The sequence below is a fragment of the Arthrobacter sp. HLT1-20 genome (genome assembly GCF_054510895.1).
In genome coordinates, this window is the sequence record NZ_JBTNDR010000001.1 from 145,497 (window position 1) to 157,821 (window position 12,325).

The 12,325-nt window shown below is 59.0% G+C and carries 20 protein-coding genes; all 20 read left to right on the plus strand.

Annotation, left to right across the window (positions count from 1 at the left end; all coding sequences use genetic code 11):
* Nucleotide 1: 1 nt before the first annotated feature.
* The 20 genes from rplB (at nt 2) to ACX80Q_RS00735 (ending at nt 12,308) form a co-directional block, all read left to right on the plus strand.
* Nucleotides 2–841, plus strand: coding sequence for a 50S ribosomal protein L2 (gene rplB / locus ACX80Q_RS00640; RefSeq protein WP_459328597.1), 840 nt, complete (start codon nt 2–4; stop codon nt 839–841).
* A gap of 12 nt (nt 842–853) precedes the next feature.
* Entirely contained in the window at nt 854–1,135 is a 282-nt protein-coding gene (rpsS, locus tag ACX80Q_RS00645) for a 30S ribosomal protein S19 (protein ID WP_062007556.1), read from the plus strand.
* A gap of 38 nt (nt 1,136–1,173) precedes the next feature.
* The gene (gene rplV / locus ACX80Q_RS00650; RefSeq protein WP_459301533.1) at nt 1,174–1,539 is read left to right on the plus strand and encodes a 50S ribosomal protein L22; all 366 of its coding nucleotides are present in this window, start codon (nt 1,174–1,176) and stop codon (nt 1,537–1,539) included.
* On the plus strand, nt 1,540–2,388 hold the full coding sequence (gene rpsC / locus ACX80Q_RS00655) for a 30S ribosomal protein S3 (protein ID WP_038464685.1): 849 nt from the start codon (nt 1,540–1,542) through the stop codon (nt 2,386–2,388).
* Complete coding sequence (gene rplP, locus ACX80Q_RS00660) at nt 2,389–2,805, plus strand: 50S ribosomal protein L16 (RefSeq protein ID WP_444529732.1); 417 nt, start codon at nt 2,389–2,391, stop codon at nt 2,803–2,805.
* 2 nt (nt 2,806–2,807) lie between these two features.
* Nucleotides 2,808–3,131: a 50S ribosomal protein L29 gene (gene rpmC, locus ACX80Q_RS00665; protein WP_103464862.1), complete on the plus strand. Its 324-nt coding sequence runs from the start codon at nt 2,808–2,810 to the stop codon at nt 3,129–3,131.
* Nucleotides 3,128–3,424, plus strand: coding sequence for a 30S ribosomal protein S17 (rpsQ, locus tag ACX80Q_RS00670; RefSeq protein ID WP_103464861.1), 297 nt, complete (start codon nt 3,128–3,130; stop codon nt 3,422–3,424). The genes rpmC and rpsQ overlap by 4 nt, the downstream gene beginning before the upstream one ends.
* A 643-nt stretch (nt 3,425–4,067) precedes the next feature.
* A complete protein-coding gene (gene rplN, locus ACX80Q_RS00675) occupies nt 4,068–4,436 on the plus strand; it encodes a 50S ribosomal protein L14 (RefSeq protein ID WP_062286641.1) in 369 nt (122 codons plus the stop codon).
* 3 nt (nt 4,437–4,439) lie between these two features.
* Nucleotides 4,440–4,802 carry a 50S ribosomal protein L24 gene (rplX, locus tag ACX80Q_RS00680; RefSeq protein ID WP_103464860.1) on the plus strand — a complete coding sequence of 121 codons (363 nt, stop codon included), beginning with the start codon at nt 4,440–4,442 and terminating at the stop codon, nt 4,800–4,802.
* Nucleotides 4,799–5,383 (plus strand): 50S ribosomal protein L5, encoded by a 585-nt coding sequence (gene rplE, locus ACX80Q_RS00685; RefSeq protein ID WP_103464859.1) that lies wholly within the window; start codon nt 4,799–4,801, stop codon nt 5,381–5,383. The genes rplX and rplE overlap by 4 nt, the downstream gene beginning before the upstream one ends.
* A gap of 103 nt (nt 5,384–5,486) precedes the next feature.
* Nucleotides 5,487–5,885, plus strand: a complete 399-nt coding sequence (gene rpsH / locus ACX80Q_RS00690; RefSeq protein WP_103464858.1) for a 30S ribosomal protein S8 — start codon at nt 5,487–5,489, stop codon at nt 5,883–5,885.
* A gap of 23 nt (nt 5,886–5,908) precedes the next feature.
* On the plus strand, nt 5,909–6,445 hold the full coding sequence (gene rplF / locus ACX80Q_RS00695) for a 50S ribosomal protein L6 (RefSeq protein WP_459328598.1): 537 nt from the start codon (nt 5,909–5,911) through the stop codon (nt 6,443–6,445).
* A gap of 2 nt (nt 6,446–6,447) precedes the next feature.
* The gene (gene rplR, locus ACX80Q_RS00700) at nt 6,448–6,819 is read left to right on the plus strand and encodes a 50S ribosomal protein L18 (protein WP_459328599.1); all 372 of its coding nucleotides are present in this window, start codon (nt 6,448–6,450) and stop codon (nt 6,817–6,819) included.
* A complete protein-coding gene (gene rpsE, locus ACX80Q_RS00705) occupies nt 6,816–7,529 on the plus strand; it encodes a 30S ribosomal protein S5 (protein ID WP_459328600.1) in 714 nt (237 codons plus the stop codon). Before rplR ends, rpsE begins: the two co-directional genes overlap by 4 nt.
* Nucleotides 7,529–7,741 carry a 50S ribosomal protein L30 gene (rpmD, locus tag ACX80Q_RS00710; protein WP_103464854.1) on the plus strand — a complete coding sequence of 71 codons (213 nt, stop codon included), beginning with the start codon at nt 7,529–7,531 and terminating at the stop codon, nt 7,739–7,741. Before rpsE ends, rpmD begins: the two co-directional genes overlap by 1 nt.
* A 1-nt stretch (nt 7,742) precedes the next feature.
* Nucleotides 7,743–8,222, plus strand: coding sequence for a 50S ribosomal protein L15 (rplO, locus tag ACX80Q_RS00715; protein WP_459301543.1), 480 nt, complete (start codon nt 7,743–7,745; stop codon nt 8,220–8,222).
* Between the two features lie 222 nt (nt 8,223–8,444).
* Nucleotides 8,445–9,770 (plus strand): preprotein translocase subunit SecY, encoded by a 1,326-nt coding sequence (gene secY, locus ACX80Q_RS00720; RefSeq protein WP_459328601.1) that lies wholly within the window; start codon nt 8,445–8,447, stop codon nt 9,768–9,770.
* On the plus strand, nt 9,767–10,339 hold the full coding sequence (locus ACX80Q_RS00725; RefSeq protein WP_459328602.1) for an adenylate kinase: 573 nt from the start codon (nt 9,767–9,769) through the stop codon (nt 10,337–10,339). Before secY ends, ACX80Q_RS00725 begins: the two co-directional genes overlap by 4 nt.
* Nucleotides 10,340–10,445: 106 nt before the next feature.
* Nucleotides 10,446–11,282: a type I methionyl aminopeptidase gene (gene map, locus ACX80Q_RS00730; protein WP_459328603.1), complete on the plus strand. Its 837-nt coding sequence runs from the start codon at nt 10,446–10,448 to the stop codon at nt 11,280–11,282.
* A gap of 255 nt (nt 11,283–11,537) precedes the next feature.
* Entirely contained in the window at nt 11,538–12,308 is a 771-nt protein-coding gene (locus tag ACX80Q_RS00735; RefSeq protein WP_459328604.1) for a glycerophosphodiester phosphodiesterase, read from the plus strand.
* The last annotated feature ends 17 nt before the right edge of the window (nt 12,309–12,325 follow it).

The following is a 12,325-nucleotide window of genomic DNA, read 5'->3' on the forward strand; positions in this document are numbered from 1 at the left end:
TATGGGAATCCGTAAATACAAGCCGACAACCCCGGGCCGTCGCGGCTCGAGCGTTGCCGACTTCAGTGAAATCACGCGGTCGACGCCGGAGAAGTCTCTGGTCCGTCCCCTGCCCAAAAAGGGTGGCCGCAATAACACCGGTCGTATCACGACACGTCACAAGGGTGGTGGCCACAAGCGCCAGTACCGCTTGATCGACTTCCGTCGTCACGACAAGGATGGCGTTAACGCTCGCGTTGCTGAGATCGAATACGATCCCAACCGCACCGCACGCATTGCCCTCCTGCACTACGTTGATGGCACCAAGCGTTACATCATCGCCCCGAACAAGCTCAAGCAGGGTGACTTCGTAGAAGCCGGCCCCGCAGCTGACATCAAGCCTGGCAACAACCTCCCGTTGCGCAACATCCCCGTGGGTACTGTTATCCACGCTGTGGAGCTGCGTCCCGGTGGCGGTGCCAAGATGGCTCGTTCCGCTGGTGCGTCTGTTCAGCTCGTCGCCAAGGAAGGCCGCTTCGCACAGTTGCGTCTGCCCTCCGGCGAAATCCGCAACGTTGATGTGCGCTGCCGCGCAACCATCGGCGAGGTCGGCAACGCTGAGCAGTCCAACATCAACTGGGGTAAGGCTGGCCGTATGCGCTGGAAGGGCGTACGCCCGACAGTTCGTGGTGTCGCTATGAACCCTGTTGATCACCCGCATGGTGGTGGTGAAGGTAAGACCTCCGGTGGACGTCACCCGGTCAACCCGAACGGTAAGCGTGAAGGCCGTACTCGCCGTCCGAACAAAGAGAGCGACAAGCTGATTGTTCGTCGCCGCCGTACTGGCAAGAACAAGCGATAGGAGCCGGCAGACATGCCACGTAGCCTGAAAAAGGGTCCCTTCGTTGACCAGCACCTCTTTGTAAAGGTAGCTAGGGAAAACGAAAAGGGCACCAAGAACGTTATTAAGACCTGGTCCCGCCGATCGATGATCATCCCGGACATGCTCGGTCACACGATCGCTGTACACGATGGTCGCAAGCACATCCCTGTGTTTGTAACTGAGTCGATGGTCGGGCACAAGCTCGGCGAATTCGCCGCCACGCGGACATTCCGCGGCCATGTCAAGGACGACCGTAAGGGCAAGCGCCGCTAAGGCGCTTGACTTTACGGCAAGACGAGAGAGAGATAGCAATGGAAGCCAAGGCAAGTGCGCGTCATCTGCGCGTTACGCCTATGAAGGCCCGGCGCGTCGTCAACCTGATTCGTGGCAAGCAGGCGAATGAGGCATTGGCGATTTTGAAGTTTGCCCCCCAGGCAGCTTCGGAGCCGGTATTCAAGGTAGTCCAGTCCGCAGTGGCTAACGCCCGCGTTCTGGCTGACCGCGACAGCATCGCGTTCAACGAAAACGATCTTTACATCAGCGAAATCTTCGTTGACGAGGGCCCGACCATGAAGCGGTTCCAGCCGCGTGCTCAGGGTCGTGCGTTTGAGATCAAGAAGCGCACCAGCCACGTAACAGTGGTTGTCGCTACACCCGAGAAAGAGGAGGCTCGCTAAGTGGGACAGAAAGTAAACCCGCACGGGTTCCGTCTCGGGATCACCACGGACCACCGTTCACACTGGTTCGCGGACAGCAACAAGCCCGGTCAGCGTTACAAGGACTTCGTAAAAGAAGACATCCAGATCCGTGCACTCATGTCCACGGGCATGGACCGCGCCGGTATTTCCAAGGTTGAGATCGAGCGCACCCGTGACCGTGTACGTGTGGATATCCACACCGCACGCCCCGGTATCGTTATCGGTCGTCGTGGAGCAGAAGCAGACCGCATCCGCGGCGAGCTTGAAAAGCTCACCGGCAAGCAGGTTCAGCTGAACATCCTGGAAGTCAAGAACCCGGAAGCAGACGCTCAGCTCGTTGCCCAGGGCATCGCAGAGCAGCTGACTTCACGTGTGGCTTTCCGCCGCGCGATGAAGAAGGCAATGCAGTCCGCACAGCGCACTGGCAGCGTCAAGGGCATCCGTGTCGCTTGTGCCGGTCGCTTGGGTGGCGCTGAAATGTCTCGCACCGAGTTCTACCGCGAAGGTCGTGTGCCCCTGCACACCCTGCGTGCCAACATCGATTACGGCTTCTTCGAAGCCAAGACCGTGTTCGGCCGCATTGGTGTCAAGGTCTGGATCTACAAGGGCGATGTCACCAGCAAGGAACTGGCTGCTCAGGCAGCCGCTGCTCCTGCTCGTGGCCGTGGCCCGCGTCGTGACGGCGATGACCGCGGAGCCCGCGGTCCCCGCGCCGGTGGCGACCGTCGTCGTAACGACCGTCCGGAGCGCACCGAGGCAGCTGCCGCGGTTGAGGCTCCTGTAGCTGCAGAGGTTGCAGCTCCGGCAGTAGAAGGAGGACAGGCTTAAATGCTTATCCCACGTCGAGTAAAGCACCGTAAGCAGCACCACCCGGGTCGTTCCGGTCAGGCTACTGGCGGCACCGTGGTTTCATTTGGTGAGTGGGGCATTCAGGCTCTTTCGCCGGCATATGTCACCAACCGTCAGATCGAGTCCGCTCGTATCGCCATGACTCGTCACATCAAGCGTGGCGGTAAGGTGTGGATCAACATCTACCCCGACCGTCCCTTGACGAAGAAGCCTGCCGAAACCCGCATGGGTTCCGGTAAGGGTTCGCCCGAGTGGTGGATTGCGAATGTCAAGCCCGGACGCGTTCTCTTTGAACTCTCCGGTGTATCAGAAGAGGTAGCACGCGAGGCATTGCGCCTGGCAATCCACAAGCTGCCGTTGAAAGCGCGCATTGTGCGTCGCGAAGGTGGTGAGTAGAGATGTCAGTTGGTTCTAAGGAACTTGCCCCTGCACAGCTTGACGGATTCGATAACGCACGTCTTGTCGAAGAACTTCGCAAGGCTAAGGAAGAACTGTTCAACCTGCGTTTCCAGTCCGCCACAGGACAGCTGGAAAGCCACGGTCGTTTGCGCGTTGTAAAGCGCGACATCGCCCGTATCTACACGGTCATGCGCGAGCGCGAGCTGGGCATTCGCCCGGACGTGGTTGCTGCTGCACCCGTGGAGAAGGCCTCCAAGAAGGCTGACAAGGAAGCCAAAAAGGCCTCCAAGAAGGCTGAAACATCTGAGGAGGACGCCAAGTGAGCGATTCTGTAAACAACATTGAAGAAGGCGCGGATGCAGTTGTCCGCAACGAGCGCAAGAAGCTTCGCGGCTACGTCGTCTCCAACAAGATGGAAAAGACCATCGTTGTAGAGGTCGAAGACCGTGTGAAGCACGCCTTGTACGGCAAGGTTCTGCGTCGCAACAAGAAGATCAAGGCTCACGATGAAGAGAACAGCGCCGGCATCGGCGACCTGGTCATCATCTCCGAGACCCGCCCGCTCTCCGCAACCAAGCGTTTCCGCCTGGTTGAGATCGTAGAGAAGGCTAAGTAACCCAATTCACGCACTCGTGCGTGGTTGATTACTAAAACGTTGGGCCCGTTGCCACTTGTGGCGGCGGGCCCAACGTCGTTTAACCCGGCGGCGGCCCGGCATTTCCTCGGCGACTTTCCGGCCGGCGGCCGCGGCCGGCCTTCGGCCTCCCTGACGTCGCCTACGGAAAAACCAGGCCGCCGCCAGCGCAACGCCGAGAAGCAGCGGTGGTCTCGGTGTTCTCGTAGGCGACGTAAAGGAGACAATAAGGCCGCCCGCGGCCGTTTGTCGGATAGTCGCCGAGAGAATGCCGAAACCAGCGCGGGGAGTGTGGGGGAGGTAACGCCTTTGGTGGGCCGGCAGCGTACCGTCGGGTTCCGCCGTCGTGCTAGGATTATCTATTGCTGCGCCTTTTCTGTGCCGCCGTTTACGGTAGCCGCAAGAGGTGCGCACATACCTCGTAAATGCTCGTGCCCCTACAAACTGCCGTTCGATCCGTGGACTTGTCCGCGCATCGGTACGGAAAGTGCAGTTGGCATGAGACGTTTAGGCGTGTTTTGGCAAAATCCAGGCACGTCAAGAGACATCCCGAACAATACGTTCCGCAAGGCTTATCCATAGATGGTTTATGGCCAAGAACCGGCGCGACGAACAGGAGACACTAGTGATTCAGCAGGAGTCGCGGCTTAAGGTCGCCGACAACACGGGTGCCAAGGAAATCTTGACAATCCGCGTTCTCGGTGGATCTGGGCGCCGCTACGCAGGCATTGGCGACACCATTGTCGCAACCGTCAAGGATGCAATCCCCGGCGGTAACGTAAAGAAGGGTGACGTCGTCAAGGCTGTCATCGTTCGTACAAAGAAGGAACGCCGCCGTGCGGATGGTTCCTACATCAAGTTCGATGAGAATGCAGCTGTCATTCTCAAAGCTGACGGGGACCCCCGCGGTACCCGTATCTTCGGCCCGGTTGGCCGTGAACTTCGTGACAAGAAGTTCATGAAGATCATCTCGTTGGCTCCGGAGGTGCTGTAACTCATGGCAAAAATCAAAAAGGGTGACCTGGTTCAGGTCATCACAGGCGCCAAGGCTGAGCGTGGCGGCGACCGTGGCAAGCAGGGCAAGGTCCTGAAGGTTTACACCGAGACCAACCGCGTGTTGGTTGAGGGTATTAACCGTGTCACCAAGCACACCAAGGCCGGTCAGACCGAACGTGGCACCAACACTGGTGGCATCGAGAGCGTCGAGGCACCCATTCATATCTCCAACGTTGCCGTAGTGGACCCGTCCACGAAGAAGCCGACTCGCGTTGGCTACCGCATCGAAACCGTTGAGCGCGATGGCCGCGAACGTCAAGTACGTATCCGCGTTGCCAAGACCTCGGGGAAGGACCTGCCATGAGCTCGGTAGTTGCAGAGAACACTCCCACGATCATCCCCCGCCTGAAGACCCGCTACGCAGCGGAGATCAAGCCGGCTTTGGTCGAGGAATTCAAGTACGCGAACATCAACCAGGTTCCGCGCCTGGTCAAGGTTGTTGTCAACATGGGTGTTGGAGATGCCGCTAAGGACTCCAAGCTCATCGACCACGCCGTTCGCGACCTCACCGCCATCACCGGTCAGAAGCCTCAGGTAACTAAGGCTCGCAAGTCCATCGCACAGTTCAAGCTGCGCGAAGGCATGCCGATCGGTTGCCACGCTACCCTGCGTGGAGATCGCATGTGGGAATTCCTGGACCGTTTGGTCACACTGGCACTGCCCCGTATCCGCGACTTCCGCGGCCTCAGTGGCAAGCAGTTTGACGGCAACGGAAACTACACCTTCGGTTTGACCGAGCAGGTTATGTTCCACGAGATCGACCAGGATTCCATCGACCGCCCCCGCGGTATGGACATCACTGTCGTGACCACAGCCAAGACCGATGACGAAGGCCGCGCGCTGCTTAAGGCGCTTGGCTTCCCGTTCAAATCCGAAGATAAATAATCTACGTAACAGGTCCGTTCTGCGGGTATGAAGGGTTGGCACTCGTTGCCACCGCTTCTAATCGCCGCGAAGGAAACCGTTTCGAGGAAGGGCAAGCGCCCAAATGACAATGACAGATCCTGTCGCAGACATGCTTACGCGTCTGCGCAACGCAAACTCGGCACACCACGACACCGTGTCCATGCCGTTTAGCAAGCTCAAAGGCCACATCGCCGACATCCTCAAGGCACAGGGTTACATTGCTGCCTGGAAGGTTGAAGACGCCGAGGTTGGCAAGAAGATGACCATCGACTTGAAGTACGGCCCCGCACGTGAGCGTTCAATCGCTGGCCTGCGCCGTATCTCCAAGCCCGGACTGCGCGTTTACGCAAAGTCCACAAACCTGCCCAACGTTTTGGGTGGGTTGGGTGTCGCCATCCTGTCGACGTCTTCCGGTCTTTTGACCGACCGTCAGGCTGCCAAGAAGGGCGTGGGTGGGGAAGTCCTCGCCTACGTCTGGTAGTAGAGAGAGAAGGGAAAGAACTTATGTCACGTATTGGACGTCTCCCCATCTCCGTGCCTGCCGGCGTCGAGGTCAAGGTTGAAGATAACCTGGTTTCCGTCAAGGGCCCGAAGGGATCGCTGGCGCACACTGTTGCCAGCCCCATCACGGTTGCACTCGAAGAGAACACCGTAACCGTTAGCCGCCCGAACGATGAGCGCACCTCGCGTTCACTCCACGGCTTGACTCGCACCCTCATTGACAACCTGATCATCGGTGTCACTGCAGGTTACGAGAAGAAGCTGGAAATCGTGGGTACCGGTTACCGCGTAGTTGCCAAGGGCAATAACCTGGAGTTCGCTCTGGGCTTCAGCCACCCGGTTGTCATTGAGGCACCCGAGGGCATCACACTGACTGTTGAGAGCCCCACTAAGCTCTCCGTGTCAGGCATTGACAAGCAGCAAGTGGGCGAAGTTGCTGCCAACATCCGCAAGCTGCGCAAGCCCGACCCGTACAAGGGTAAGGGCGTACGCTACGCCGGCGAAATCATCCGCCGCAAGGTCGGAAAGGCTGGTAAGTAACCATGGCACTATCCATAAGAGGAAAGTCCAAGGCCGCAGCACGCGGCCGTCGTCACCTGCGCGTTCGCAAGCGCATCAGTGGCTCCACTGTACGTCCGCGTCTGGTGGTCAACCGCTCTGCTCGTCACATGTTCGTTCAGGTCATCGATGACACTCAGGGTCTGACCCTGGTTTCAGCTTCGACCCTTGAAGCTGACCTGCGTGCCTTCGACGGTGACAAGACCGCCAAGGCCAAGCGCATCGGTGAGCTCATTGCTGAGCGTGCCAAGGCTGCCGGTATCGAAGCTGTTGTCTTCGACCGTGGCGGTAACCGTTACCACGGTCGTGTTGCAGCAGTTGCTGACGGCGCACGTGAAGGCGGTCTGGCACTGTGACCGAAAACATTAACAAGGAGAACACTGTGTCAGAAGCAACTGCAACTGACGGTGCCGCTGCGAAGACCGAGACAGCTGCAGGCGCCGATGGCGCTCGTGGCCGCGGCGGTCGCGACGGCGCTCGTGGAGGCCGCGAAGGCGGTCGCGACGGTGGACGTGGCCGCGGCGGTCGCGACGGCGGTCGTGAAGCTGAGAAGAGCCAGTTCATCGAGCGCGTTGTCAACATCAACCGCGTTGCCAAGGTTGTCAAGGGTGGTCGTCGCTTCAGCTTCACCGCTCTGGTAATCGTCGGTGACGGCAACGGTATGGTTGGCGTCGGCTACGGCAAGGCCAAGGAAGTTCCCGCGGCCATCGCCAAGGGCGTTGAAGAAGCTAAGAAGTCCTTCTTCCGCGTTCCGATGATCGGCAAGACCATCCCGCACCGCGTACAGGGTGAGGCCGCCGCTGGCGTCGTCATGCTGCGCCCGGCTGCTGCTGGTACCGGTGTTATTGCCGGTGGTCCGGTCCGCGCCATCTTGGAATGCGTTGGCATCCACGACGTGCTGTCCAAGTCACTTGGTTCCTCAAACGCCATCAACATTGTTCACGCAACGGTTGCTGCATTGAAGGGCCTGGAAGACCCCAAGGCTGTTGCGGCTCGCCGCGGCTTGCCCTTGGACGAGGTTGCTCCGGCCATTCTCTTGCGCAACATGCAAAAGGCAGGTCTGTAATGACTACACCGAAGAACATTCAGGTTTCCGACGCAAAGCTGGAAATCACTCAGATCAGGGGCCTCGTTGGCGCCAAGCAGAACCAGAAGGACACCCTTCGCTCATTGGGTCTGAAGCGCATCGGTCACACCGTTGTTCGCTCAGCCGACGCAGTGACTGCTGGCATGGTCAACACGGTTCCGCACCTGATCAAGGTTGAGGAGACTAAGTAAAGTGGCTACTGACAAGACTGTAGAAACTGCTGAGAAGCAGAATGCGCTCAAGGTCCACCACCTGCGTCCCGCACCCGGCGCCAAGACGGCTAAAACCCGTGTTGGCCGTGGTGAAGGATCCAAGGGTAAGACCGCAGGTCGCGGTACCAAGGGTACCAAGGCTCGCTACCAGGTTAAGGCTGGCTTTGCCGGCGGCCAGTTGCCGCTGCACATGCGCTTGCCGAAGCTGCGTGGCTTCAAGAACCCGTTCCGCGTTGAGTTCCAGGTTGTAAACCTGGACAAGCTGAACGAGCTCTTCCCCGAAGGTGGCGTTGTCACCGTTGCAACATTGGTTGAGAAGGGTGCCGTTCGCAAGAACCAGCCCGTCAAGGTGCTGGGCACCGGCGAAATCACCGTCAAGGTTGATATCTCCGCCCACGCGTTCTCCTCCAGCGCTGTTTCAAAGATCGCTGCTGCAGGTGGAACCACCACCGAACTGTAAAAAGTTCACAAATGCGCACATCTAACGATTAGACTCTTGGTGAGCGGAGCTCATGTTCCGCTCACCAGGGGTCTTTCGTTTTATGGATTCCGTGACGGTGTGGCCACGCCTTATGGGTCCGCCGTACCGTCACAGTTTCAATGCGAGCCAGATCACCCACTAGAATCTTTCCTTGGGCTTCATTCGAGAAGTCAACTTCATTACTACACATCAGGAGGACGCTTGCTTACCGCATTTGGCCGCGCCTTTCGCACGCCTGATCTGCGACGCAAGTTGTTGTTCACGCTGGGAATTCTTGCCATCTTCCGCTTGGGCGCTTTTATCCCCTCGCCCGGAATTGATTACCGAAATGTCCAACAGTGCGTGAATGCTGCTGACACAAGCCAGGGTATCTACCAGCTGGTTAACTTGTTCAGTGGCGGCGCCTTGCTTCAGGTTTCCATCTTTGCTTTGGGAATCATGCCCTACATCACCGCGAGCATCATTGTTCAGCTGTTGCGTGTGGTCATTCCCCGTTTCCAGGAGCTGCACCTTGAGGGCGCCCAGGGCCAAGCGAAGCTGACTCAGTACACGCGATACCTGACTATCGCCTTGGGCCTGCTCAACGCCACCACCCTGATCACCCTTGCACGCTCGGGCCAGCTCTTTGCTGGCTGTGGCGCTGCTGGCACACCTGGCGCATTGATTCCTAATGACAACCTGGTCACCATCTTGCTGCTCATCATCACCCTGACGGCCGGTTCCGGCCTGATCATGTGGATGGGCGAGCTCGTCACCGAAAAGGGTGTCGGAAACGGCATGTCCCTGTTGATCTTCGTTGCCATCGCGGCAATGTTCCCCACCTCCTTGGGCGCCATCCTGAAGACTCAGGGCTGGGGAACCTTCCTGATCGTCATGGTTGTTGGCCTGCTGGTCATGGCCTTGGTTATCTTTGTTGAGCAGTCACAGCGCCGCATTCCCGTCCAGTACGCCAAGCGTATGGTGGGACGGCGCACCATGGGCGGAACCAGCACCTACATCCCCATCAAGGTCAACATGGCCGGTGTTATCCCGGTTATCTTCGCCTCCTCGATGTTGTACCTGCCGGCCTTGCTGGCACAGTTTGCCACACCGGCAAACAGCACTGACATCCCGGGCTGGGTTGAATGGATCAACAACTACCTCACACGTGGAGATCACCCGATCTACATGTTGATGTACTTCCTGTTGACCATTGGTTTCACCTACTTCTACGTCGCGATCACCTTCAACCCAGAAGAGGTCTCCGACAACATGAAGAAGTATGGTGGATTCATCCCCGGAATTCGTGCGGGGCGTCCTACCCAGGACTACCTGCAGTACGTTATCTCGCGCATTACATTGCCGGGTGCGCTCTACTTGGCAATCGTTGCTCTGATCCCCCTCATCGCCCTGGTCTTGATTGGGGCAAACCAGAACTTCCCGTTCGGTGGTACATCTATTCTGATCGTGGTAGGTGTTGGGTTGGAGACTGTCAAGCAGATTGACGCGCAGCTCCAGCAGCGCCACTACGAAGGGTTATTGCGATGACAAGAATGCTGATCATTGGACCTCCCGGTTCAGGCAAAGGCACACAAGCGGACCGGATCTGTGCGGAGCTGGGCATTGTTGCCATCTCCACCGGTGACATCTTCCGCGCCAACGTCAAGGGCGAAACACCCTTGGGTCTTGAAGCCAAAAAGTACATCGACAACGGTGACTTTGTTCCGGACAGCGTGACAAACCGGATGGTGCGCGATCGGCTTTCCCAGAGTGATGTGGCGCAGGGCTTCCTTTTGGATGGCTACCCCCGCACCTCCCCCCAGGTGGACGAACTGGATGACATTCTGGCAGCTGCCGATGTGAATCTAGATGTTGTGGTCCAGCTGACGGCAGACGATGAAGAACTCGTCAAGCGCCTGCTGGGACGTGCCTTGGAAACCGGACGCAGCGATGACAACGAAGCCGTCATTCGTCACCGCCTGGATCTCTACCGTGAACAGACTGAGGTTGTAGTGTCCCGCTATGCGGAGCGCGGCATTTTGGCCAAGGTTGACGGGCTGGGTCCCATGGACGAAGTTACTGAACGCATCATGGACGCCATCAAGACGTCCAAGTAAGAACAAGCATTATCAACGGCGCCTCTCTGGCGCCGGGTTGTGAAGGAGGGCTCCTTCCCGCTTTACGGGGAGGAGCCCTCAATCGTTTTAGCGAAAGGGTTCTTTCATGGTTTTTGGCCAGCAAAGAATTGAATACAAGACCATCGACCAAATGCGCATCATGCGCCGCAGCGGGCTGATCCTCGATGCTGCACTCAACACCGCCATCGCAGCCGTTGCGCCCGGCATCACCACAGGAGAACTGGATGCCATTTTCGCGGCGGAACTGAAGAAGGCTGGAGCCACCTCCAACTTCCTGGGCTACCACGGCTTCCCCGCCTCCATCTGCACCTCGGTCAACGAGGAAGTTGTTCACGGCATTCCGGGCCCCCGGGTTCTGGAAGCCGGCGACATCATCTCCATCGACGGCGGCGCCATTGTGGAGGGCTGGCACTCAGACTCGGCCCGGACCACCATTGTGGGCGGACCCAGTGCCGAGGATCCTGCTGACCGCCGCCTGAGCGACATCACCGAGGAAGCCATGTGGCGCGGCATCGCCGCCATGGCCAGTGCCAAATACGTTGGTGACATCGGTGACGCCATTGATGAGTACGTGACCTCACAGCCCGGCCAGGAGCTCGGCATCCTGGAGGACTACGTTGGCCACGGCATCGGCTCGGCCATGCACATGGCACCGGATGTGCTCAACTACTCCTCCAAGCACCGGGGCCCCAAGCTCAAGCCGGGCATGTGCCTGGCGCTTGAGCCCATGCTGGTGCGCGGGGGACTGGACACGATCACCCTCCAAGACGACTGGACAGTTGTCACCACCGACAAGGCGCGTGCGGCGCACTGGGAACACTCGGTGGCCGTGCACAACAAGGGCATTTGGGTTCTGACGGCTGCCGACGGCGGAGCGGAGCGCCTTGCGCCCTGGGGCGTCACCCCGGTCCCGCTGGACTAATCCCCACCGGCTCCCCAAGCCCCTCCCAACTGGCCCGCAGAAAACGGCGGAAATTGTTTTCAAACCGCGACTTTTCGCCTTTTTCTGCGGGCCAGTTTCGTTTGCCAAGAACTATTGGTGCTGTGTTGGCCCACAGTCCACCTAGGCTCCACCCGAATGGATATTGCACTCCGTAGCTTGGTCAGTGACGCCGAAGGGGGCCGCGCCGATCCAGCGCGTGCGCCCTCTGACCACCACCATGAGGAGTGCAAACCCATGCCCATCTATGCCCATCGCGGCGTTTCCGCGCATCTTCCGGAAAACACCCTCGCCGCCTTTTCCCGCGCCATCGAACTGGGTGTTGACGGCATTGAACTGGACGTGCACCTGTCCGCCGACGGGATCCCCGTGGTGATCCATGACGACACCGCCGACCGGACAACCAATGGCACCGGGAGCATAGCTGAGTTCACGGCGCACCAGCTTGGCCTGCTCGACGCCGGTGCCGGCCAGTTTGTGCCCACCCTCGCCCAAGTACTCAAGGTGGCGGCCGGAAAGTTGCGGGTGAACATCGAGCTCAAGGACGCACTGTCCGCCGGTCCGGTTGCCGAGGTTGTCGCCCAGGTGCCGGGGCTGGACTGGTTTGCCTCCTCGGCGGACTGGAATGCGCTGATCGAGTTGGGCCGCAAATCCCCGGGAGCCAAGGTGTATCCGCTGTGTGTGGGTAGTTTCGGCAAGATTCAGCCGCTGCTTCCAGAAGGGGTCGGCAAGGAAGAATTTACGGGCAGAGATCTGGCGGCCGCCATTGAATTCGCACTTCTCCACGGCGGTGAGGGAGTGTCCATCTGGGAAGCCGGACTGGACCGGGACGACATCGAGCTGCTCCACAGTTCCGGCCTGAAAGTTTGGGTCTGGACCATCAACGACCCTCTCCGGGCCCAGGAGTTGCTGGACATGGGTGCCGACGGTATCTGCACCGACGACCCCGAACTGATCCGCGGAGACCGGACCGCTGTTCTGGACACCCCCGCCATGGCAGGGCGTTGATCGCGTGACACAGCTGG